We start from the raw sequence: 22,079 nt of genomic DNA on the forward strand, positions 1-22,079 counted from the left end.
GGCCAAGCGGTCGGTGCGAGCGAGACCGCCCGCGCGGAGGCCAGTGCGATCCGCGGAGAGCGCGACGCGATCCGCAGAGAGCGTGACGCTCTCCGCACAGAGCGTGACGCGCTCCGCACAGAGCGTGACGCGCTCCGCAACGCGCGCGATGCGATGCGGGCGGAACGTGACGCAGCGCTCGCGATCTGCCAGGAAGCACGGAGCGCGCGCGAGGCCGCGGTCGCCGAGTGGGAAGCCATAGTAGACGCGATGCGCGGCAATCGCCACATTGGTTGTAAGTCTATACCATAGCTGGATATTCGTTCATGCCTATTTGGATCGCGTCATATCCTCGCTCCGGGAACACCTTCCTACGGATTGTTCTAAAGCAAGCGTTTGATTTTCAAACAGCTTCTGTATACGAAAATGACCTAAGATTTTTTGACAAAACACCTGAGCTTATTTCTACTATCGGCCATGTAGAAGCCGCTGGCCAAAATACATTTGATGCCTCTTCCCTCATCAAAACACACAATAGTCCTGTAAACGATGATGCTGCAATATATGTTATGCGCGACGGTAGAGCCGCAGTAGTATCTTTCTATCACTATCTACGTGATATTGAAAAATCAGAAGTAAGCATTGAAGATGTTATAGCAGGACCAATTTCGGTAGGCGGATGGTCTCAGCATATTGCAGCTTGGCATCCAAAGACTCGTAAGCGCACTCTTCTAGTTCGATATGAAGACATGCTTAGTTCTATACCAAGCGTGATTGACCAAATCAGCAATTTTCTTGAAGTAAAGCCCCTACGCGCGCCCATCATAAATTTTACCGACTTACACAAGCTTCATCCTAATTTTTTTCGAAGTGGAGGGAATGAGGCAGCGTTCGAAGAAATAGCAACTCATCGTGAGCTGTTTGATCAGTATCACGGCGAAACTATGCAGGAATACGGATACTACTCTGATGCTACGCGGTACGGGCGGCGCACGACGCGGGTTGAGGATGAATCCCAGATTGCGGCGCGCCAAGTCGCGGAGGTAACACACGAAGCTATTACGACTGAGCGCGATGCGGCACGAATCAAGACCGAAGCTGAGATTACGGCGCGGCAGACTGCGGAGGCCGAGCGTAATGCCGCTGCCGCAGAACGGGAGGTTGCCAGAGCCGCGGCCGAAGACATGCGCCGCGAGCGCGACGCGGCATGGGCAGAGTGCGAGACCGCAATCGATGCCCGTCAAGCTATGGAAAGCGATCGCGATGCCGCCGTGGCAGAGCGTGATGCGACCCAAATCACCAGCGACGCTCTGCGGCTTGAGCGCGATGCGGCGCAGGTCGAGGCTGAGGCTGCGGTCGAGGCGCGGCGCTTGGCGGAAACCGAGCGCGATGCCGCCGCTGCGGAGCGGGAGGTCGCCCGGGCTGCGACCGATGACATGCGCCGGGAGCGCGACGCGGCGCGCGACGCAGCCGCGGCTGCGAGCCAAGCGCAGCGAACGGCGGAATGCGAGCGCGACGCGGCGCAGATCGAGGCTGAGGCTGCGATCGAGGCGCGGCGCTTGGCGGAAACCACGCGCGACGCCGCTGCCGCAGAGCGGGAGGTCGCCCGAGCCGCGGCCGATGACGTGCGGCACGAGCGCGACGCGGCGCGAGCCGCGATTGCGGCTGCGAGCCGAGCACAAAGGACTGCGGAAACCGAGCGCGACGCCGCCGCGGCGGAGCGAGATGCAACGCGGTCAGCCATCGACAGGGTCTCGCAGGAGGGTGATGCGATGCGCACCGCGAGCGCGTCCGCCCTGACGGCCGCGTTGACCGAGCGCGATGCCGCTGCCGCGGATCGTGACGCGGCGCGATCCGACGTGGCGCTGGCGCAGGGGACGCAGCGCCTCCTCGAGGCGGAGCGCGACGCGGCCCACGCGGGCCAAGCGGCGGCCGAGCACGCGCGGGAGCGCGCCGAGAGCCGGTACAGCGCCTTCCTGCACTGGAGCGTCGCTTTCCACGACTCCACGGCGGCGTCGTTGAGTTGGAAGCTGACCCGGCCCCTGCGATGGCTGCGGATCGGCCGGCCGAAGAGACCGCCGATGCCGGACGTATGAGCGCCGGAATAGGGAATTTCGTCGGGCGATGTGCCTGCGGCGCGACGTGCAGGGACGGAACGATGTGTTAACCCTGTTCCTCGGATAACCGCGGCTCCAGCCCTCGCACGTCGAAGCCGGCCCGCGCGAGCTTTGAGGATTCGATCCGGATCATGAGCGCCCCTCCCCGCCTTCGCGCCGCAACGCTCGTCCGCCTCGGCCTGATCGCGGCTGCCCTGCCCGGTTCGACGGGCGCCGTGGCCGCGCCGCGGGCGTCGAAGGCCGTACCTGCGGCGATCGCCATCGATTACGGCATCGCGCTGGCCGGCCTGCCCATCGGCACGGCGCACCTGGCCGGGAATTTTGAGGGCGCGAAGTATCGCGTCGACGTGTCGGCGACGCTGACGGGCCTCGCCGGCGCGATCACCGGCGGCCAGGGCTCGGCCCGATCCTCCGGCACGATCGCGGCGGGGCCGCAGCCGAGCGCCTTCTCGATCGCGACGCGGACCACGAATTCCGGCATCGCCGTGCGGATGGCGCTCGCCCACGGCAACGTCACGCAGTCCGAGGTGACGCCGCCGCTGGTCGACATGGACGACCGCGTGCCGGTCTCGCCCGCCAACAAGCGCGGCATCATGGACCCGGCGAGCGCCCTGCTGATGCCGGCGCGCGCGCGCGGAGACCTCACCGACCCCGAGAACTGCAACCGCACGCTGCCGGTCTTCGACGGCGCGACGCGCTTCAACGTGGTGCTGAGCTACGGCGAGACGAAGTCCCTGGAGAAGCCGGGCTATGCTGGCCCGGTGCTGGTCTGCAACGCCCGCTACCAAGCGATCGCCGGCCACCGGCCGGACCGGCCGGGGGTGCGCTTCATGGAGGAGAACCGCGACATGTCGGTCTGGCTCGCGCCGGTCGAGGGCACGCGGATGCTCGTGCCCATCCGGATCTCGGTGCGCACCACCATCGGCACCAACATCATCGAGGCGACCCGCTGGGTCCGTACCGGCGCCACGGCCGAGGCGCCGGCCGCGAGCGGCAGCGTGGCGAGCCTCGGACGCTGAGCCCGATGCGCGCGCTCGCCGGCCTCGCGGTCCTGCTCGCGGCGTCCACGGCCGAGGCCCAGCCCAGGGACGCCGGTGAAGGCGCCTGCGGCGGGAACGCGTATTCCTCGGCCGAGGTGACCGAGGGGCGCCGGCCCCGGCACGGGCCGCTCACCGCCGTGCCCGACACCCTCTGCGCCGACATCGAGGCGCCGCCGCCGGTCCGGATCGAGCTCTACGGCGCGACCGGCAGGGACAGTTCCGCGTCCGGGCTTGGCGGCAGAGGGCCCGCCGCCCCATATGCCGCGGGTTCCCGGCGCGGCGCGAGGCCGCCGGGCGACTGACGGCGTCTTCGCGCATCCCAGCCGGCTTCGTGCAGGCCGGCCTGCAAGCGGACCGGCAAGCGGACCGGTAAGAGCGGCTCTCCGCCGAAGGGATTGCCCCGATCCTCACCCAACGGCGTTCCCTCCCCCCGTCGGCCCGCGCGCGCGGCGTCACGGCGGTGCTCGGGCCGACCAACACCGGCAAGACGCATCTGGCCATCGAGCGGATGCTGGCGCACCCGACCGGCATGATCGGCCTGCCACTCAGGCTGCTCGCCCGCGAGGTCTACCTGCGGGTGGTCGCCCGGGTCGGCGTCGAGAAGGTGGCGCTCGTCACGGGTGAGGAGAAGATCAAGCCCGACCGGCCGCGCTACTGGATCGCGACCATCGAGGCGATGCCGCGCGACCTCGACGTGGCGTTCGTGGCCATCGACGAGATCCAACTGGCGGCCGACATGGACCGCGGCCACGTCTTCACCGACCGGCTCCTGTACCAGCGCGGTCGCGAGGAGACCCTGCTGATCGGCTCCTCGACCATGCTGCCGCTGGTCAGGTCGCTGATCCCCAACGTCCACACCACGACGCGCCCGAGGCTGTCGAAGCTGACGTTCGCCGGCGAGACGAAGATCTCCCGGCTGCCCCGGCGCACCGCGATCGTCGCGTTCTCGGCCGAGGAGGTCTACGCCATCGCCGAGCTGATCCGGCGCCAGCGTGGGGGAGCGGCGGTGGTGCTGGGCGCGCTCTCGCCGCGGACCCGCAACGCGCAGGTGGAGCTCTACCAGTCCGGCGACGTCGACTACCTCGTGGCCACCGACGCGGTCGGGATGGGCCTGAACCTCGACGTCGATCACGTGGCGTTCGCCGCCAACTGGAAGTACGACGGCACCCGCTTCCGCAAGCTGACGCCGGCCGAGATGGGGCAGATCGCGGGCCGCGCCGGGCGCCACCTCTCGGACGGCACCTTCGGCTCGACCGGCCGCTGCCGTCCGTTCGAGCCCGAGATGGTCGAGGCCCTGGAGAGCCACAGCTTCGAGCCCTTGCGCGTCCTGCAATGGCGCAACCCCGACCTGCGCTTCGCCTCGCTCGCCGCCCTCCAGGAGAGCCTCGACGAGCACCCGCGCGAGCCGGGGCTGACCCGCGCGCCGATGGGCGAGGACCAGCAGGCGCTGGAGATCCTGATGCGCGAGGACGACATCCGTGATCTGGCGTCCAATCCCGCCGGCGTGAAGCGCCTGTGGGACGTCTGCGGCGTGCCCGACTACCGCAAGGTCCACCCCCAGACCCACGCCGACCTCGTGGCCCAGCTCTACCGCTTCCTGATGCGGGGCATGGCCGGGCGCATCCCCGACGAGTGGTTTGCCGGCCACGTCGCGATGATCGACCGCACCGACGGCGACATCGACGCGCTGTCGCAGCGGATCGCGCAGGGGCGGACCTGGACCTTCGTGGCCAACCGCCCCGACTGGCTGCGCGACCCGGAACATTGGCAGGGCGAAACGCGTCGGGTAGAGGACAGGCTGTCCGACGCCCTGCACGAACGCCTCGCGAGCCGCTTCGTCGATCGGCGCACCAGCGTCCTGATGCGGCGCCTGAGAGAGAACACGATGCTGGAAGCCCAGATCACCGCCGACGGTGACGTCACCGTCGAGGCGCAGCACGTCGGCCATCTGCACGGTTTCCTGTTCGTGCCCGACGCGAGCGCCGAGGGGCACGAGGCCAAGACGCTGCGCAGCGCCGCCGAGAAGGCGCTGGCCGGCGAGATCGAGGCGCGGGCCGAGCGGTTCGCCTCGGCCGCCGACGCCGCCCTCGTGCTGAGCCACGACGGCGTGATCCGCTGGACCGGCGCGCCGGTGGCCAAGCTCACCCCCGGCGACAAGATCTTCGCGCCGGGCATCCGCCTGCTCGCGGACGACGCCCTGGCCGGGCCCCAGCGGGAGAAGGTCGCGGGCCGGCTCGACGCGTGGCTGAAGGCGCAGGTTGTGCGCCTGCTCGGGCCGCTGATGGAGATCGAGTCGGCCGCCGACATCACCGGGCTCGCCAAGGGCATCGGCTTCCAGGTGGTCGAGGCGCTGGGCGTGCTGGAGCGCGCCCGCGTCGCGCAGGAGATGCGCACCCTCGACCAGGACGGGCGCGGGGCGTTGCGCCGCCACGGCGTGCGCTTCGGCGCCTACCACCTGTTCCTGCCGGCCCTGCTGAAGCCGGCCCCGCGCACGCTGGCCGCCCAGCTCTGGGCGCTCGGCAACGGCGGCCTGGAGCAGCGCGGCCTCGACGAGATCGCGCACTTGGCCGGCTCCGGGCGCACCTCGATCAAGGTGGACCCGGAGATCGCCAAGGGCCTCTACCGCGCGGCGGGTTTTCGCGTCTGCGGCGCGCGGGCGGTGCGCGTCGACATCCTGGAGCGGCTGGCCGACCTGATCCGGCCAGCGGTCGCCTACCGGCCAGGCACCACCCCGGGCGATCCGCCGGCGGGCGCCGCGGACCGGGACGGGTTCGTGGCCACCGTCGGCATGACCTCGCTGGTCGGCTGCTCGGGCGAGGACTTCGCCTCGATCCTGACCTCGCTGGGCTACGCGGCCGAGACCCGCCTCGGCCCGGCCATCACCGTGCCGCTGCTGCCGGCCGCCGCGACCGCGCCGGTGCAGCCGACGGCGCCCGCGGGCGCCGCGACGGAGGCCGCCGAGGCGGCGTCCGAAGCCGCGCCCACCACGGCGGAGGTCGCCGCAACTGTCGGCGGCGATGCGCCGGACGAGGCCGCGGACGCGACGACACCGGACGCGGACACGGACGCGACGACCCCGGACACGGAGGCGGTGCCGGCCGTCGCGGACGCATCACCGGTCGAGCCGGCGCCGGCCGTCACTCAACCCGTGGAAGCCCCACCTCCCGTCATCGCCGAGGCACCCGCCCTGGAGGCCGCCGAGCCCGCGCCCGCGGAGGCCGAACCGGCGACCGAGCCGGCCACGGCCGATGCCATGGACGAGGCGGCCGCCGGGGACGATTCGGTGCTCGCCGAACCCGGAGCCGACGCCGCGGCGGAGCCGGAGGCGGCCAATCCGGCGACGGTGCAGGTCTGGACCCTTCAGCGGCACCAGCGTCAGGCCAATCCGCGGCAGCGCCCGCGGGATGCCAGCCGCGGCGGTCGCGACGCCGCGCCGCAGGGCGAGGCGCGGCGGGAGGGCGAGCCGCGCCGCGAGGGCGGCCGGGACCGGCCGCAGCGGCCGCAGGCGGCTGAGGGCCGCGACCGGCCCCCGCGCCAGGATCGTCCGGACGGGGGCCGGCGCCAGGAGGGCGGCCCGCGGCGCGAGCGCTTCGAGCCGGGGGCACGCCCCGAACGCCGGGACGAGCCCCGCCACGCCGGGCCGCGCCCAGACGCGCGACCGCCGCGGCGCGAGCGCGCACCCGATCCGGATTCGCCGTTCGCCAAGCTCGCCGCTCTGAAGGCGCAGATGGAAGCGGGCGAGGGCGGCAAGCGCTGAGCCTCCTGCGCGCGGAATGAAGGCGGGGCGGCAGCGGCTGGACAAGTGGTTGTGGTTCGCCCGGCTGGCGCGAACCCGGTCGCTCGCCGCCCGCCTCGTCGAGGACGGCCACGTCCGCATCAACGGCGCGCGGACCACCGCGGCGGCGCGGGGGGTCGCGGTCGGCGACGTGGTCACCGTCGCGGCCGCGCACGCCACCGCGGTCCTGCGGGTCGCCGACCTCGGGACGCGGCGCGGGCCTGCGCCGGAGGCACGCGGGCTCTACGTCGATCTCTCGACGGGAGACGATGCACCCGCGGGCGATCCGCCCCCGGAATCGGGACCCTTGTAGGCAGGCCACAGTGCCGCGGCGCGCACCCCGCGCGGGGCGGCCGTGCTTGTCAGCCTTCCCGGCAGGGGCTAGAGCCGTGGGCTTCCGGGGCCGCATGGCCGGCCCGTCGACATCCCCGCCGAACGAGGCCCGAGCGCGGGACCGTTCGAGCGCCCGGCAGCCGCGGATGCGAGCTTGCGCGGATCGAGGACGAAAATCGGCTCATGACCTACGTCGTCACCGACAATTGCATCAAGTGCAAGTACATGGACTGCGTGGAGGTCTGTCCGGTGGACTGCTTCTACGAGGGCGAGAACATGCTCGTCATCCATCCGGACGAGTGCATCGATTGCGGCGTCTGCGAGCCGGAATGCCCGGCCGAGGCGATCAAGCCCGACACCGAGCCGAGCCTCGAAACGTGGCTCAAGATCAACGCGGACTACGCCAAGAGCTGGCCCAACATCACCCAGAAGAAGGATGCGCCCGCCGACGCCAAGGCGTGGGACGGCGTGTCCGGCAAGGAGGCGCACTTCTCGGCCCAGCCCGGCACCGGCGACTGAGGGTGCCTCGCGAAGCGTCCGGTCAATTCCCGACTTCGCTCGGGCGCCGACAGCGTGTTCGGCGCTACGTGAGGAACTTTGAGCCGGCGCTCCGCTCGGACCGCGAGCGCGGGACGCTCAACATCATCTGCCTCGACCGGCGCCTAAGCTCCGCGCGCGGTGCGTCCGGCAGGGGAAACGTGCGCGCATGCGGCCCGTCGGCGCTTTGATTCGGCGCCCGGTTCGTGCTACATAATCTCCCTGCCGTCGCTCGCGCCTGACGTGCTCCCTGCCGCGTCGAGAGGCGTGGAATCCGGGTTCTCCAGGAAAACAGGATGCACGCGCTCGACCCCCTGAAGGCGTCGCCTTCGGTGGCCGTTCACTTATGGCTTGTGCCCGGTGGCACCTGGGACCTGACGTTCATGTGCCCGACGGGTCGGTGAACGGCAGCGGGTGTTCGAGGCCGGGTGTTCCATCCCGGACGATATGGTTGGACGCGGGTTCGTCGAGCCTGCGCGATGTTCTGGAGGCCCTTCTCGCATGACCACAGCCAAGAAGCCGACGACGGGCCGCCAGGGATTCAAGACGGGCGAGGCGGTGGTGTATCCCGCTCACGGCGTCGGCCGCATCACCGCGATCGAGGAGCAGGAGATCGCCGGCTACAAGCTGGAGCTGTTCGTGGTGTCCTTCGAGAAGGACAAGATGGTCCTGCGCGTTCCGACCGCGAAGGCCAACAGCGTCGGTATGCGCAAGCTCGCTGAGCCGGAACTCCTCAAGAAGGCTCTGGACCTCCTGACGGGCCGCGCCCGGGTCAAGCGGACGATGTGGTCGCGTCGTGCCCAGGAATACGAGGCCAAGATCAATTCCGGCGACCTGCTCTCGGTCACCGAGGTCGTGCGCGACCTCTACCGGTCCGAGGCGCAGCCGGAGCAGTCCTACAGCGAGCGCCAGCTCTACGAGGCGGCCCTCGACCGCATCGTGCGCGAGATCTCGGCGGTCAACCGGATCACCGAGACCGAGGCACTCAAGCTGATCGAGCAGAGCCTGTCGAAGTCTCCCCGCCGCGCCAAGGAGGCTGAGGCGGAAGCAGAGGACATCCAGGAGGAGGCGGCCTGAAGGCGCGCTTTTCCCGAACGTGGTTGGTCTGAAAAAGCCCGGTGCTTCCGCGCCGGGCTTTTTCGTGGGCCCGTACATCCGTGGCCAGGGCGTATTCCCTCCGATCCTCGCGGGCGGTGTTGAACATACGGGATCGTCCATCCCCCTCCGGGCATTGCGCCGTTGCCGGGGTCCATCGCGGAGGCGGACCGACGGGCCGAACGAGCGGGTCGACGCGTCCTGCTGCATCGCGGCGGAACCTTCGCCTCCGCCCTCCAGTTGTGGCAGGGCCTAGTGCGGGTCTACGGCGGTGCTGGCGAGACCTCGGTTCGCGGCCGAAGCCGCACATCGCTCGGAAGAAAGAGACAGGCGGCATGGCGGAAATCGCAGGAATTCGGCGGCAGTTCATCCGCACCGCGATGGAGGCTCCATTCCTCCAGCGCGACGAGGAGCGGGGTCTGGCCGTGAGCTGGAAGGACGACCGCGACGAGCGTGCCCTTCATAAGTTGATCTCCGCGCACATGCGCCTCGTCATCGCCCTGGCAGGGCGTTTCCGCCACTACGGCCTGCCGATGGCCGATCTTGTCCAGGAGGGCCATGTCGGCCTGATGGAGGCCGCCGCCCGCTTCGAGCCCGAGCGGGAGGTACGCTTCTCCACCTACGCGACGTGGTGGATTCGCGCCTCGATCCAGGATTACATCCTGCGCAACTGGTCGATCGTCCGCGGCGGCACGAGCTCGGCCCAGAAGGCCTTGTTCTTCAATCTGCGCCGCCTGCGCGCCCGGCTGATGCAATCGACCGAGGAGCGGGTCGGCGACGAGATCCACCGCCGCATCGCAACCGCCATCGGCGTCTCCCGCGAGGACGTGGCCTTGATGGACGCCCGCCTGTCGGGCCCCGACATGTCGCTCAACGCCTCGGTCGGCGACGAGAGCGAGGCGTCTTCCGAGCGGATGGACTTCCTCGTCGACGGCGCGGCCCTGCCGGACGAGACCGTCACCGCGACGGTGGACGGCGAGCGCCGCCATCTCTGGCTTCAGCAGGCGCTCACCGTCCTGTCCGAGCGCGAACTGCGCATCCTGCGCGAGCGGCGTCTGGCGGAGGATCAGGCGACCCTGGAGGCGCTCGGCCACCGCCTCGGCATCTCCAAGGAGCGCGTGCGCCAGATCGAGAACCGCGCGCTGGAGAAACTGCGCCGGGCGCTGGCCGACCGCTTCCCGCAGACGACGGGCGCGGCCTACGCCGGCTGACCCCTGGCGGTACGCGACGATGCACGAAGAAGGCCCGACCGGATGGTCGGGCCTTCTTCGTATCTGGTATCCGAAGCGCCGCTCAGCCCGGCAGGACCTGCACCTTCCCCGTCGGCAGGCCGCCGAGTGCCGCCTCGTCGAGCCCGAGGTGCGCCCGCACCAGGGCATGCGGCGTCAGCGCCACCCACTGTGCCAGGGACACGTCGGCGTAGGTCGGGGACCTGAACATTTCGAGGAAGCGCAGCGTGGTCGCCCCGGTGTTCTCGATGTAGTGCCCCATGGCGAAGGGCACGTAGCCGACATCGCCCGCACGGTAGTCGAAGGTTCGCGCCTTCGATTCCGAGCCGAACACCGTCATCCGCGCCGTGCCGTCGATGTAGTACTGCCACTCGTCGCCGTTCGGGTGCCAGTGCAGTTCCCGCATGGCCCCGGGCTCGACCTCGACGAGGGCCGCCGCGATGGTCTTCGAGGCGGGAAACACCGTCGAGTCGGTGATGCGCACGCTGCCGCCGCGGGTGCGGATTGGCGCCTGCGCCAGCATGCGGTGGCTGAAGCTCTGCGGGATCGGGCCGGCCCCGCCCATCCTGTCGGCGGCGAGCGGCCCCGGCTTCGGGCCTGGAAAGATGTAGAGCTCCTCCTTCGGCAGCCCCGCGAAGGCCTCCTCCGGTAGGCCGAAGTTCTTGGCCAGCACGTCCCTCGGGGTGTGCGCCAGCCAGTCCGTGATCAGGAATGTCGAGTCTTCGGAGAACGCGCCGTCGTCGAAGACGAGCAGGAACTCGCAGCCGTCGATCTCGGATTCCAGACCCTGGATCGAGTGCGGGATGCCGGAGGGAAAGTACCAGAGGTCGCCCTCCGATACGTCGTCGGCGAAGGTCCGCCCGTCCTGGTCGACGGCGGTAATCCGCGCACGCCCCTTGAGCATGTAGGACCATTCGGCTTCCTTGTGCCAGTGCATCTCCCGGACGGCGTCGGCCTTCAGCCGCATGTTGACGCCGGCCATCGCCTTCGAGATCGGCAATTCGCGGATCGTGGTCTGCCGGGCCCAGCCGCCCTCTTCGAGCCGCATGTGGCTGTCGGCGAACGACCATTTCAGGTTCGGCATGGTGCCGTGGTCGGTCTTCGGCGGACGCAGGGTGAACGGGTCCTGCGCCTCGCGTGCCGGGTTCTTCGGGCCGAGGATATCGGCACCGTCCGGTTCGCGGATCGGCGCGGGGGCACCGGCTGCGCCCTGGGCCGCGCCGCCGAGTAGCGCGCCGCCGGCGGCACCCGCAATCAGGCCGCGGCGTGAGAGGTCGGTCATCGGGCAAGGTCCGGGTTCAGGAAATGAAATGGGCCGGCCGGTCGCGCGGCCGGCCCTCAAGGTCGCGCCTTACCGCGGGGCGGAAATGTTGCGCGTCGAGCCGGTGGCGTCGGCCGGGCCGGGCTTGATGCTCCACAGCTCGGTCGGGAGCGCGGCCGGTGCGTCGGGCTTGTAGAAGGCCGAGTCCTGGATGTGCGAGGTGGTGAACAGGATCGTCCCGTCCGGCGCCTCGGCGAAGGTGTCGGGCCAGCGCAGGCGCGGGTCCTGAACGAGCACGCTCGGCGTGCCATCCTTGGCCGACAGGTCGCGGACCTTGATCGCGTCCTCCTGCGGGGCGCTCACGTACATGCGGCCGTCGTGGCGGCTGATGATCAGCCCGTCGGCCGGCCCGTTCTCGCCCACCGTCTCGACCTTGCCCGAGAGGCTCTTGTCGGTGAGGGCTGCCGGCACCACCGCCGCGGTGAGCCACCCCGTCAGCGCGTCGGTCGACACGCTGTAGAGCGTCTTGCCCTTGATCGCCTGCCAGTACAGCGTCCTGCCGTCCGTCGAGAGGGCGATGCCGTCGGCCGAGAACTCGACGCCGCGCCCGTCGGGCCGGCGCAGCGGCTTGCCGTCGTAGGTCACGGTCACGCTCTTGTCCGGCATCGTCGAGGGGTCGCCGTCGAGCAGGCGCCGGGCCTTGCCGCTATCGAGATCGACCACGACGAGGGCGCCGCTCGCGCCGGAATCGGTGAGGTAGGCGGTCTTGCCGTCGGGCGAGAAGCGCACGTCGTTGAGGTAGGAGCCCTGCGGCGCCACGCTCGTGTCGAAGGCGATGGTGCGCGCCGGCTTGTTGGTCTTCAGGTCGATCTCGACGAGCTTCGGCCCGTCCTTGACCACGGCCGCCATCGCAGGCGCGGCCGGATCGAGCACCCAGACGTTGCCCTGTGGATCGGCGACGACGCTCTGAACGCAGACCCAGTGATCCTTGGCCGACACCTCGTCCTTCCGCGCGTTGCGCCACGCGTTCCATTCGGCATCCGGGAACGGCGTCAGCGCGCCGTCATTCAGCTCGGCGACGGAAACCGCGCTGTCCTCAGTCCAGCGCGGGAAATTGACGAAGATGCGCCCGTCCTTCGAGACGGTGACGCCGGTGACCTGATGGTCGAAGCTCGCGACCTTGGTCAGTTGCGGCCCCGGAGCCGCGGGCGCCTGGGCGAAGGCCGGCGCCGCGAGCATGGTGCCGGCGAGCAGCGCGAGCGCGCGGGCGTGGGGAATCGAACCTGTCATGGCGGGCATTCTCGTAAGGGAAGGGACGTGTTCCCTGCCTCCAACGCGGCTGGTTCCGGCCAAGCTTCATCCTCAGCGGGCAACCGTCCCCGCTCAGGGCGCATCACGCGCGCCCGTCGGCGGGCCGGTCGGGTCGAGCGCCCGCGCCATCCGCTCGATCCGGTCGGCGGCCCGCGCCACGCCGTCGGCCACGCGCGCGGATTGTCCCGCGCGCGATCTGGCCTCCGCCTCGGCCTCAGCCCGCAGGCGCGCCGCCTCGGCCTCGGCCAGCGCCAGCCGCCGCCTCAGCTCCGCGACCTCGTCGGAGATCGTGAGCGCGGCCATCACCTGCAGGCGCATGTCGCCGATCTCGCCGAAAGATCCGCGCATCTCGGCCACGCGCGCGTCGAGGCCGGCCGCGAGTTCGGACAGGTGTGCCTCCTCGCCCTCGCCGCAGGCCATGCGGTAGCTCTTGCCGTCGATGGTGACGCTGATCTGAGGCATCGCTCGCTCGCCGAACCGTCGTCGGAGGATTGGGAGCGCCGGCCTGCCCGGAGGTCAAGCGCGGCTCCGCTCATGTCCCGGGGGGGTGGCCTCCGGCCGGTCCTGCGAGCACGCCCTCGACCGCGCCGATTGCCCGGTCCAGGCGCCGGCCGACAACGTCCGCGGCGGTCTCGACCTCGGAGAGCCGCGCGCTCGCGGCATCCAGCGCGGCCGCCAGCCGTGCGCGGTCCTCGGCCATGATCGCGCGTTCGGCCGCGATGTCGTCGGGGTTCGCCTCCGCCTCGATCCGGCGCGCGACCGCCGCTTCGAGGCGGTCGAGCGCTTCGCCGAGCCGCGCGAGGGCGTCGTCGATCGGGTCTGTGGACGCGTCGGAGGGCTGGCTCATCGTGAGGCAAGGTTTCCCCCAAGGCGCCCCGGAACGCCAGCCGGAAGCGATATGCATCCGCGCGGAATCGCCGGCCCGGCGGAAAGCGGTGCATTCGCCGATCGGCGTACCCGGTTTGTCAGGTCCCGCGCTTTGACAGCCGAGGGCACCATGTTAGACGGCCGACGCGCCAAAGTTTTTCGGATCAGCCCCCGTGCCACGCTCGAGGCCCTTGCCCGCATCGTCCGTCGATCGGATGGTCCCTGGCGGCCGGCGGGCGGCACCCAGGTTCATCGCACGTTCAATTCAGGCGATCATAGAGCCGGCCGCAGCGCGGGCCGAACCCGGATGCATCGCTCACGCCCCCAGGAAACGGCGCCGGTCGCGCGGCGCCCCCCAATCGCAAGGAGTCACGCCGTGACGGTGAAGGTTGCCATCAACGGGTTCGGGCGCATCGGCCGCAACGTGCTGCGCGCGATCCACGAGGCGGGCCGCTCGGACATCGAGGTGGTCGCGATCAACGATCTCGGTCCGGTGGAGACCAACGCCCACCTGCTGCGCTTCGATTCCATCCACGGCCGCTACCCGGGCACCGTCGCGGTCGAGGGCGAGGTGCTCGTGGTAGACGGCAAGCGCATCCGCGTCACCGCCGTGCGCAACCCGGCCGAGCTGCCGCACCGCGAGCTCGGCGTCGACGTCGCGCTCGAATGCACCGGCATCTTCACCGCCCGCGACAAGGCCAAGGTCCACCTCGACGCCGGCGCCAAGCGCGTCCTCGTCTCGGCGCCGGGCGACGGCGCGGACCTGACGGTGGTCTACGGCGTGAACCACGACAAGCTGACCGCCGAGCACCGGGTGGTCTCGAACGCCTCGTGCACCACGAACTGCCTCGCGCCGGTCGCCAAGGTGCTGAACGAGCTCGTCGGCATCGAGCGCGGCTTCATGACCACGATCCACTCCTACACCAACGACCAGCCCTCGCTGGACCAGATGCACAAGGACCTCTACCGCGGCCGCGCCGCCGCGCTCTCGATGATCCCGACCTCGACGGGCGCGGCCAAGGCCGTCGGCCTCGTCCTGCCCGAGCTGAAGGGCCGGCTCGATGGCACCGCACTCCGCGTGCCGACCGCGAACGTCTCGGCCGTCGATCTGGTGTTCACCGCCAAGCGGACGACATCGGTCCAAGAGATCAACGACGCGATCAAGGCCGCGGCGGAAGGCGCCCTGCGCGGCGTGCTGGCCGTCACCGACCAGCCCAACGTCTCGATCGACTTCAACCACGATCCCCACTCGTCCACCTTCCACCTCGACCAGACCAAGGTGATGGACGGTTCGTTCGTGCGAATCCTGGCTTGGTACGACAACGAGTGGGGCTTCTCGAACCGCATGGCCGACACGGCCGTGGCGATGGCCAAGCTGATCTGACCCGGATCGACGGAACCGCGCCCGCGATCCGCCGCGGGCGCGGCGTTTCAGGCGCATCGGGATCGCGGATCCGGATGCGAAGGGGCGGGCTTCCGAGGAAGCCCGCCGAACCGAAGACCGAAGGCTGCGCCCACGATGACCGAAGCCTCGCCAGCACCCGCAATCCCACACGATTTTATCCCGCAGACGCCAGCGGCGACCGTGGAGCCGAGCCCGGCACCGGCCATCCCTGTCGGCGCGACGCCGATCCCGGCCAATCAGCTCTTCGATCAGCTTGCCCGGATCGAGGACAAGACCTCGCGAATCGAGGACAAGTACGCCCGCTCCGAGTCGCTCTTGAGCCGCGTCGAGGACAAGGTCGAGGGCGCGGTCAACCGCATGAACGAGGCCGCCCGCCAGTCCGACCTTGCCGCGCTCCGCGGCGAGATGCGCGGGCTGACCGAGCGCACCCGGCGGCTTCCAGGGACCGGCGCCCTGGTGCTCGCCGCGATCATCACCGCCGTGCTCACCGTGGTGCTGATGGTCGCCGTGCAGCGGCTGAACCTCGACAGCCTGCTGCCGCCCCGCGCCGGCTCCCCCTCGACCGCGCGCTGACGCCTCACCCGCTCCGCAGGGCCCGATGACCGCTTTCCGCACCCTCGACGATGCCGGTCCGCTCAAGGCCAAGCGCGTACTCCTGCGCGTCGATCTGAACGTGCCGATGGAGGGCGGCCACGTCACCGACGCGACCCGGATCGCGCGCGTGGTACCGACGATCCGCGAGATCGCCGACCAGGGCGGCCGGGTGGTGCTGCTCGCCCATTTCGGCCGGCCGAAGGGCCGTCGCGAGCCGCGGGACTCGCTCCGGCCCGTGCTCGCGACGCTCTCGGGCGAGCTCGGCCGGCCGGTGGCCTTCGCCGAGGACTGCGTCGGCGCACCGGCCTCCGCGGCCATCTCCGCGATGCGGGACGGCGACGTGCTCCTCCTGGAGAACACCCGCTACCACGCGGGCGAGGAAGTGAACGATCCGGCCTTCGCCGCGGCGCTCGCCGAGAACGGCGACGTCTACGTCAACGAGGCGTTCTCGGCCGCCCATCGGGCGCACGCCTCGACGGAAGGACTCGCCCGCCGCCTTCCCGCCTATGTCGGCCGCCTGATGCAGGCCGAGCTCGACGCGCTGACCAAGGGCCTGGAAGCGCCTGCGCGCCCGGTGATCGCGCTCGTGGGCGGGGCCAAGGTCTCCTCCAAGATCGATCTGCTGGAGAACCTCGTCACCAAGGTCGACATGCTGGTGATCGGCGGCGGCATGGCCAACACCTTCCTGCACGCGCAAGGGCTGACCGTCGGCACGTCGCTGTGCGAGAAGGACCTCGCCGACACCGCGAGACGCATCATCGCGGCGGCAGAGGCGGCCGGCTGCAGGATCATCCTGCCGGTCGACGCGGTCGTCGCCTCGGCGTTCCAGGCGAACGCCCCTCATGAGACCGTCGCCGTCGACGCGGTGCCCGAGGCCGGCATGATCCTCGATGCCGGTCCGCGATCGGTGGCCGAGATCACGGCCGCGATCGACGGAGCCGCGACGCTGGTCTGGAACGGACCGCTCGGCGCCTTCGAGCTCACGCCCTTCGACGCGGCCACCGTCGCCGCCGCCCGGCACGCGGCCGCGCGCACGCGGGCCGGAAAGCTCGTCTCGGTGGCCGGCGGGGGCGACACGGTGGCGGCGCTGAACCGCGCGGGCGTCGCGGATCAGTTCAGCTACGTCTCCACCGCTGGCGGCGCCTTCCTCGAGTGGCTGGAGGGCAAGGCCCTGCCGGGGGTCGAGGCGTTGCGCGCCTGAGCGCTTGAAGATGGCCGACACGACGATCGATGGGACGGAGCAGGGACGATGGCGCGGATCACGTTGAGGCAGCTTCTCGATCACGCCGCCGAGTACGCCTACGGCGTACCGGCCTTCAACATGAACAACATGGAGCAGGGGCTCGCCATCATGGCGGCGGCCGATGCCACCGACTCGCCGGTGATCCTCCAGGCGAGCAAGGGCGCGCGCGCCTACGCCAACGACGTGGTGCTGGCCAAGCTCATCGACGGCCTCGTCGAGATCTACCCGCACATCCCCGTCTGCATGCACCTCGACCACGGCAGCGACGCGGCCACCTGCGCCACAGCGATCCAGTACGGCTTCACCTCGGTGATGATGGACGGCTCCCTGAAAGCTGACGGCAAGACCCCGGCGGACTACGCCTACAACGTCGACATCACCCAGAAGGTCTCCGAGATGGCGCACTGGGCCGGCGTCTCCGTCGAGGGCGAGCTCGGCGTTCTGGGCTCGCTCGAGAGCGGCGAGGGCGAAGCCGAGGACGGTCACGGCGCGGAAGGGCAGCTCTCGCACGACCAGTTGCTGACCGACCCGGACGAGGCGGTGAAGTTCGTCACCGCCACCAAGGTGGATGCGCTGGCGGTGGCGATGGGCACCAGCCACGGCGCCTACAAGTTCACCCGCCAGCCGGACGGCGACGTGCTCGCGATGAACGTCATCGAGGAGATCCATCGCCGCCTGCCGACGACCCACCTCGTCATGCACGGCTCGTCCTCGGTGCCGCAGGACCTGCAGGACATCATCAACCGCTACGGCGGCCAGATGAAGCCGACCTGGGGCGTGCCGGTCGAGGAGATCCAGCGCGGAATCAAGCACGGCGTGCGCAAGATCAACATCGATACCGACAACCGCATGGCGCTCACCGGTCAGATCCGGAAGGTGCTCACCGAGAACCCTGCCGAGTTCGACCCGCGCAAGTATCTCAAGCCCGCCATGGAGGCGATGACCAAGCTGTGCCGTCAGCGCTTCGAGGAGTTCGGCACCGCCGGACAGGGGGCTAAGATCCGCCCGATCTCGGTCTCGGCCATGGCCAAGCGCTACGCGAACGGCTCGCTCGATCCAAAGATCGAGGCGGCCTGAAGCGAGGTCGATTGGCGTGGTAAGCGTCGGAAGCGCGCATCCCTCTCGCATTGCAGCTTACGGATGCGCCTACGCCGTCTCCGGACGGTACTCGAACGAAGCGCGGGTCCCTCCCCTGAGCGGGACAGGGTGAGAGATGAGAACTCACCGGACAGGTCACGCCCCTCACGCCAACCCTCTCCCCCTGGGAGAGGGAGCCGCGTGGTGCTGCGTGCGTCTTTTCGGACGCCGGAGCGCCGAGATTCGTGAAAGCGCGAACGCTGGGAGAGTAAGCCCCGCTCCGCTTCCCCGAACCGCGCGAGGCCGGTATCACGGCGCATGACCGAAGCGCCCCGCCTCACCCTGCTGACGCCGCACCACGTCGGCCCCGAACAGGTCGATGCACTCGTGCCGGCGCTCGATACCGCGCTCGCGGCCGGCGACGTCGCCGCGGTGATCCTGCGCTTGGCGCCCTCCGACGCGCGCAGCCTGATCGCCCTGGTCAAGCGCGTAACGCCGCGGGTGCAGGCGGCCGGGGCGGCCCTGCTCGTCGCGTGCGCCGGATTCGACGGCGATCTCGTCAGCGTCTCGGCCCGCGGCGGTGCGGACGGCGTGCACGTCGACAAGCCGGCCGACGGCGCTCTGCGCGATTTGCGCGGACGGCTGCGCGACGGGCGCATCCTCGGCGTCGGCGGGATCGAGACGCGCCACGCGGCGATGGATGCGGGCGAGGCCGGGATCGACTACCTGATGTTCGGCGGCCTCTACCCGGACGGCGTCGCGCCCGACGCGAGCGCCGTGCGCGCGCGTGCCGCGTGGTGGGCCGAGATCTTCGAGACGCCGTGCATCGGCGTGGCGGCCGCGGCGGACGAGGTGGCCGCACTCGCGCAGACCGGCGCGGAGTTCGTCGGGCTGGAGAGCGGGCTCTGGCTGGCCGACGCGGCGATCATCGCCCACGTACAGGAGAAGCTGGCCGGCGCGGGAGCGGCCTCGTGAGGCTGCCGCTGGCCGCCGCACTGATCCTCACCGTCGTCGGGCCGGTCCTGGCCGCGCCGAGCGCGGTCGAGCCGGCCAAGCCGCCGGGGACGGTTGAATCGACCAAGCCCCCGGCAGCGGCCGGCAAGCCGCCGATGCGCGAGCTTCCTTCGCCCTACACGACCGGTTACGCGGGGGGCGCCCGGCCGCCCGCGACCGACCGGACGCCGGACTTCGCCTACGGGGCCTACCAGCGCGGGCAGTACGTCACGGCGTTCCGCGAGGCGACCAAGCGCATCGAGGCCGACCGCAAGGACGCGGCGGCGATGACGTTGCTCGGCGAGTTGTACAACCAGGGTCTCGGAATCCGGGCCGATCCGGTCAAGGCCGCCGAGTGGTACCGGCTCGCGGCGGCGCAGGGCGAGCCCGGCGCGATGTCCTCCCTCGGCCTGATGGCGCTCGACGGACGCGGGGTGGCCAAGGATTCGCGAGCTGGCCGGCGCTGGCTGGAGCAAGCGGCCGAGCACGGCTCAGCGACGGCGGCCTACAACCTCGCCCTGCTCCTCCTCGGCACTGGCGCGGAGGCCGACCAGGCGCGCGCCGCAACGCTGTTCCGCAAGGCTGCCGACGGCGAGATCGGGCCGGCCCAGCACGATCTCGGCGTGCTCTACCTCCAGGGCCGCGGCGTACCCAAGGACCCGAGCCAAGCCGCGGAACTGTTCCGCCGCGCCGCCGACAACGGCGATCTGGCCGGCGAGGTCGAGTTCGCGATCCTGCTGTTCAACGGCACCGGCCTGCCCAAGGACGAGGCGCGGGCCGCCCGCTACTTCCTGCACGCGGCGGCCCGCGGCAACGCCATCGCTCAGAACCGGGTGGCGCGCCTCTACGCCACGGGGCGGGGCATCGCGAAGAACGCCGTCGAGGCGGCCGCCTGGAACCTGGCGGCGGCGGGCCAGGGCCTGTCCGACGCGTGGCTCGACCAGGCGCTGAGCAGCCTCACCGCCGACGAGCGCACCCGCGCGGAACGGCTGGCGGTCGAGCGGGCTGAGGTGCGCTGACGCTCAGAGCTTGCAGGCGCCATCGAGCGCCGCGTTCTCGGCGGCCGAGAACAGCCGCGAGCGGATGTGGAAGCGCTTCTCGCGGCCGTTCTCCAAGGAGAACATGCCGCCGCGGCCGGGCACCACGTCGAGCATGATGTGGGTATGCTTCCAGACCGCGAACTGCGAGCGCGAGATGAAGAAGTCTGCACCGCCGACCTGCCCGAGATGCACGTCGCCGTCACCGGTGATGAAGTCGCCGACGCCGTAGCACATCGGCGAGGAGCCGTCGCAGCAGCCGCCGGACTGGTGGAACATCACCGGCCCGTGCTCGGCGCGCAGTTCTTCGATGAGGGCGAGCGCCGCGGGGGTAGCGGTCACGCGCAGCGGCGTCCCGTCGACGCCGGCCTGCTCGGCGGTTGTGGCCTCGATCGTCGAAAGCTCGGTCATGGTCCGTGTCCTCTCCCGCATTGGATGATCTGCGGTCTTATGTGGATCATCGTGGCTCGAAAGGCAGGGCGCCTCGCCGGATCGCCTCCGGTGACGTTCGAACGTCGCGCGTTGGGGTCCGGCGCGCCTCGCCCCGCCCGGAGTTTCCGACCTGATGAGACGCCTCGCCCTCGTCGCCCTGCTCGCCGCCGCCGGCCCCGTCCACGCCGAGCCGATTCCCGGTGCAACGGACGGCGCCGGCACCACCGGCACGCCCTCGACCACCACGGCAGCGCCGACCGGAGCGGCAGGTCCAGGTCTCGCCACGGGTCCGTCCGGCGTCGTCGGCTTCGATGGACCGCCCGGCGGCACCACCAGCGTTACCGGTCCGCTTCCGCCCGGCTCGCCGGCGGCGAGTCCGACCTCACCGGTTACGGGACGGCCGTAGGCACCCAGCGAAAAACCCCGGCCTGACGGCCGGGGCGAAGTCGTCTCGGGTGGAGATCGCTGCCCCGGCCGCGAGGACCCGGGGCTGTCCGGAGGGGCCTAGAAGAAGCCGAGCTTCTTGGCCGAGTAGCTGACCAGCATGTTCTTGGTCTGCTGGTAGTGGTCGAGCATCATCTTGTGGGTCTCGCGGCCGATGCCGGACTGCTTGTAGCCGCCGAAGGCCGCGTGCGCCGGGTAGGCGTGGTAGCAGTTGGTCCAGACGCGGCCGGCCTGGATCGCCCGGCCGAAGCGGTAGGCGCGGGTCCCGTCGCGGGTCCAGACGCCGGCGCCGAGGCCGTAGAGGGTGTCGTTGGCGATCGAGAGCGCGTCGGCGTCGTCCTTGAAGGTCGTGACCGAGAGCACCGGCCCGAAAATCTCCTCCTGGAAGATGCGCATCTTGTTGTGGCCCTGGAACACCGTAGGCTGCACGTAGAACCCGTCGGCGAACTCGCCGTCCTTCACGTTGCGCTCGCCGCCGGTGAGCACCTTGGCGCCCTCCTGCCGGCCGATGTCGATGTAGGAGAGGATCTTCTCCATCTGCTCGGAGGAGGCCTGCGCGCCGATCATCGTCGTGGGATCGAGGGGCGAGCCCTGGGTGATCGCCTCGACGCGCTTGATCGCCCGCTCCATGAAGCGGTCGTAGATCGACTCGTGCACCAGCGCGCGGCTGGGGCAGGTGCAGACCTCGCCCTGGTTGAGGGCGAACATCGTGAAGCCTTCGAGCGCCTTGTCGAAGAAGTCGTCGTCCTCGTTGGCCACATCCGCGAAGAAGATGTTCGGCGACTTGCCGCCCAGCTCCAGCGTCACGGGGATGAGGTTCTGCGAGGCGTACTGCATGATCAGCCGGCCCGTGGTTGTCTCGCCGGTGAATGCGATCTTGGCGATGCGCGGCGAGGAGGCGAGCGGCTTGCCGGCCTCGAGGCCGAAGCCGTTGATGACGTTCAGCGTGCCCGGCGGCAACAGGTCGCCGATCAGCTCCAGCACCACGAGGATCGAGGCCGGGGTCTGCTCGGCGGGCTTCAGCACGATGCAGTTGCCGGCGGCGAGCGCAGGCGCGACCTTCCACACCGCCATCAGGATCGGGAAGTTCCACGGGATGATCTGCCCGACGACGCCTAGCGGCTCGTGGAAGTGGTAGGCGACCGTGTCGTGGTCGACCTCCGAGATCGAACCTTCCTGGGCGCGGATGCAGCCGGCGAAGTAGCGGAAGTGGTCGATGGCGAGCGGGATGTCGGCGTTGACCGTCTCGCGGATTGGCTTGCCGTTGTCCCAGGTCTCGGCGAGCGCGATGAGATCGAGGTTCTCCTCCA

At 70.2% G+C, this 22,079-nt stretch carries 23 protein-coding genes and 1 pseudogene; 16 read left to right on the forward strand and 8 right to left on the reverse strand.

The window, feature by feature from the left end; all coding sequences use genetic code 11:
- The coding region (locus tag ACFE8Y_RS14235) for a hypothetical protein (RefSeq protein WP_375465041.1) at nucleotides 1-267 on the reverse strand (267 nt) is incomplete at its 3' end.
- Nucleotides 268-305: 38 nt separating this feature from the next.
- On the opposite strand from ACFE8Y_RS14235, the pseudogene ACFE8Y_RS14240 reads away from it, so the two are divergent.
- Nucleotides 306-773 (forward strand): annotated as a pseudogene (locus tag ACFE8Y_RS14240) (sulfotransferase domain-containing protein); the annotation flags it as partial.
- Between the two features lie 45 nt (nucleotides 774-818).
- Here ACFE8Y_RS14240 and ACFE8Y_RS14245 read toward each other — a convergent pair.
- The gene (locus tag ACFE8Y_RS14245; RefSeq protein ID WP_375465062.1) at nucleotides 819-1,613 is read right to left on the reverse strand and encodes a hypothetical protein; all 795 of its coding nucleotides are present in this window, start codon (nucleotides 1,611-1,613) and stop codon (nucleotides 819-821) included.
- 138 nt (nucleotides 1,614-1,751) lie between these two features.
- On the opposite strand from ACFE8Y_RS14245, the gene ACFE8Y_RS14250 reads away from it, so the two are divergent.
- The 8 genes from ACFE8Y_RS14250 (at nucleotide 1,752) to ACFE8Y_RS14285 (ending at nucleotide 10,087) form a co-directional block, all read left to right on the forward strand.
- Nucleotides 1,752-2,075 carry a hypothetical protein gene (locus ACFE8Y_RS14250; protein ID WP_375465063.1) on the forward strand — a complete coding sequence of 108 codons (324 nt, stop codon included), beginning with the start codon at nucleotides 1,752-1,754 and terminating at the stop codon, nucleotides 2,073-2,075.
- Between the two features lie 152 nt (nucleotides 2,076-2,227).
- Nucleotides 2,228-3,115: a DUF3108 domain-containing protein gene (locus tag ACFE8Y_RS14255; protein ID WP_375465042.1), complete on the forward strand. Its 888-nt coding sequence runs from the start codon at nucleotides 2,228-2,230 to the stop codon at nucleotides 3,113-3,115.
- A 5-nt stretch (nucleotides 3,116-3,120) separates the two neighbouring features.
- Nucleotides 3,121-3,438, forward strand: coding sequence for a hypothetical protein (locus tag ACFE8Y_RS14260; RefSeq protein ID WP_375465043.1), 318 nt, complete (start codon nucleotides 3,121-3,123; stop codon nucleotides 3,436-3,438).
- A gap of 158 nt (nucleotides 3,439-3,596) precedes the next feature.
- Nucleotides 3,597-6,893: a helicase-related protein gene (locus ACFE8Y_RS14265; protein ID WP_375465044.1), complete on the forward strand. Its 3,297-nt coding sequence runs from the start codon at nucleotides 3,597-3,599 to the stop codon at nucleotides 6,891-6,893.
- A gap of 16 nt (nucleotides 6,894-6,909) precedes the next feature.
- Nucleotides 6,910-7,224 carry an RNA-binding S4 domain-containing protein gene (locus ACFE8Y_RS14270; protein WP_375465045.1) on the forward strand — a complete coding sequence of 105 codons (315 nt, stop codon included), beginning with the start codon at nucleotides 6,910-6,912 and terminating at the stop codon, nucleotides 7,222-7,224.
- Nucleotides 7,225-7,427: 203 nt separating this feature from the next.
- Nucleotides 7,428-7,763, forward strand: a complete 336-nt coding sequence (gene fdxA / locus ACFE8Y_RS14275; protein ID WP_375465046.1) for a ferredoxin FdxA — start codon at nucleotides 7,428-7,430, stop codon at nucleotides 7,761-7,763.
- Nucleotides 7,764-8,282: 519 nt separating this feature from the next.
- Nucleotides 8,283-8,858 (forward strand): CarD family transcriptional regulator, encoded by a 576-nt coding sequence (locus ACFE8Y_RS14280; RefSeq protein ID WP_375465047.1) that lies wholly within the window; start codon nucleotides 8,283-8,285, stop codon nucleotides 8,856-8,858.
- A gap of 353 nt (nucleotides 8,859-9,211) precedes the next feature.
- Nucleotides 9,212-10,087, forward strand: a complete 876-nt coding sequence (locus ACFE8Y_RS14285; protein ID WP_375465048.1) for an RNA polymerase factor sigma-32 — start codon at nucleotides 9,212-9,214, stop codon at nucleotides 10,085-10,087.
- An 82-nt stretch (nucleotides 10,088-10,169) separates the two neighbouring features.
- Here ACFE8Y_RS14285 and ACFE8Y_RS14290 read toward each other — a convergent pair whose 3' ends face one another.
- The 4 genes from ACFE8Y_RS14290 to ACFE8Y_RS14305 all read right to left on the reverse strand — a co-directional run bounded on the left by ACFE8Y_RS14290 (nucleotide 10,170) and on the right by ACFE8Y_RS14305 (nucleotide 13,524).
- Nucleotides 10,170-11,387, reverse strand: a complete 1,218-nt coding sequence (locus tag ACFE8Y_RS14290; protein WP_375465049.1) for an oxalate decarboxylase family bicupin — start codon at nucleotides 11,385-11,387, stop codon at nucleotides 10,170-10,172.
- Between the two features lie 69 nt (nucleotides 11,388-11,456).
- Nucleotides 11,457-12,656, reverse strand: coding sequence for an SMP-30/gluconolactonase/LRE family protein (locus ACFE8Y_RS14295; protein ID WP_375465050.1), 1,200 nt, complete (start codon nucleotides 12,654-12,656; stop codon nucleotides 11,457-11,459).
- A 93-nt stretch (nucleotides 12,657-12,749) separates the two neighbouring features.
- Nucleotides 12,750-13,139 (reverse strand): cell division protein ZapA, encoded by a 390-nt coding sequence (locus ACFE8Y_RS14300; protein WP_375465051.1) that lies wholly within the window; start codon nucleotides 13,137-13,139, stop codon nucleotides 12,750-12,752.
- 70 nt (nucleotides 13,140-13,209) lie between these two features.
- Entirely contained in the window at nucleotides 13,210-13,524 is a 315-nt protein-coding gene (locus ACFE8Y_RS14305) for a DUF4164 family protein (protein ID WP_375465052.1), read from the reverse strand.
- 396 nt (nucleotides 13,525-13,920) lie between these two features.
- On the opposite strand from ACFE8Y_RS14305, the gene gap reads away from it, so the two are divergent.
- From gap to ACFE8Y_RS14335, 6 genes are all read left to right on the forward strand, one after another.
- Nucleotides 13,921-14,928 carry a type I glyceraldehyde-3-phosphate dehydrogenase gene (gene gap / locus ACFE8Y_RS14310; RefSeq protein WP_375465053.1) on the forward strand — a complete coding sequence of 336 codons (1,008 nt, stop codon included), beginning with the start codon at nucleotides 13,921-13,923 and terminating at the stop codon, nucleotides 14,926-14,928.
- Nucleotides 14,929-15,063: 135 nt separating this feature from the next.
- Nucleotides 15,064-15,522, forward strand: a complete 459-nt coding sequence (locus ACFE8Y_RS14315) for a hypothetical protein (RefSeq protein ID WP_375465054.1) — start codon at nucleotides 15,064-15,066, stop codon at nucleotides 15,520-15,522.
- A 25-nt stretch (nucleotides 15,523-15,547) separates the two neighbouring features.
- Nucleotides 15,548-16,744 carry a phosphoglycerate kinase gene (locus ACFE8Y_RS14320; RefSeq protein WP_375465055.1) on the forward strand — a complete coding sequence of 399 codons (1,197 nt, stop codon included), beginning with the start codon at nucleotides 15,548-15,550 and terminating at the stop codon, nucleotides 16,742-16,744.
- 48 nt (nucleotides 16,745-16,792) lie between these two features.
- Nucleotides 16,793-17,863: a class II fructose-bisphosphate aldolase gene (fba, locus tag ACFE8Y_RS14325; RefSeq protein WP_375465056.1), complete on the forward strand. Its 1,071-nt coding sequence runs from the start codon at nucleotides 16,793-16,795 to the stop codon at nucleotides 17,861-17,863.
- Between the two features lie 318 nt (nucleotides 17,864-18,181).
- Nucleotides 18,182-18,838: a thiamine phosphate synthase gene (locus tag ACFE8Y_RS14330; RefSeq protein WP_375465057.1), complete on the forward strand. Its 657-nt coding sequence runs from the start codon at nucleotides 18,182-18,184 to the stop codon at nucleotides 18,836-18,838.
- A complete protein-coding gene (locus tag ACFE8Y_RS14335) occupies nucleotides 18,835-19,875 on the forward strand; it encodes a tetratricopeptide repeat protein (protein ID WP_375465058.1) in 1,041 nt (346 codons plus the stop codon). Before ACFE8Y_RS14330 ends, ACFE8Y_RS14335 begins: the two co-directional genes overlap by 4 nt.
- 3 nt (nucleotides 19,876-19,878) lie before the next feature.
- On the opposite strand, the gene ACFE8Y_RS14340 is transcribed toward ACFE8Y_RS14335, so the two are convergent.
- Nucleotides 19,879-20,304 carry a DUF779 domain-containing protein gene (locus tag ACFE8Y_RS14340; RefSeq protein WP_375465059.1) on the reverse strand — a complete coding sequence of 142 codons (426 nt, stop codon included), beginning with the start codon at nucleotides 20,302-20,304 and terminating at the stop codon, nucleotides 19,879-19,881.
- Between the two features lie 154 nt (nucleotides 20,305-20,458).
- On the opposite strand from ACFE8Y_RS14340, the gene ACFE8Y_RS14345 reads away from it, so the two are divergent.
- Nucleotides 20,459-20,731 carry a hypothetical protein gene (locus ACFE8Y_RS14345; RefSeq protein ID WP_375465060.1) on the forward strand — a complete coding sequence of 91 codons (273 nt, stop codon included), beginning with the start codon at nucleotides 20,459-20,461 and terminating at the stop codon, nucleotides 20,729-20,731.
- Nucleotides 20,732-20,829: 98 nt separating this feature from the next.
- Here ACFE8Y_RS14345 and adh read toward each other — a convergent pair.
- A partial coding sequence (adh, locus tag ACFE8Y_RS14350; RefSeq protein WP_375465061.1) for an aldehyde dehydrogenase occupies nucleotides 20,830-22,079 on the reverse strand: 1,250 nt, incomplete at its 5' end.

Origin of the sequence: uncultured Methylobacterium sp. (genome assembly GCF_964242245.1) — a bacterium.
GTDB lineage: Bacteria > Pseudomonadota > Alphaproteobacteria > Rhizobiales > Beijerinckiaceae > Methylobacterium.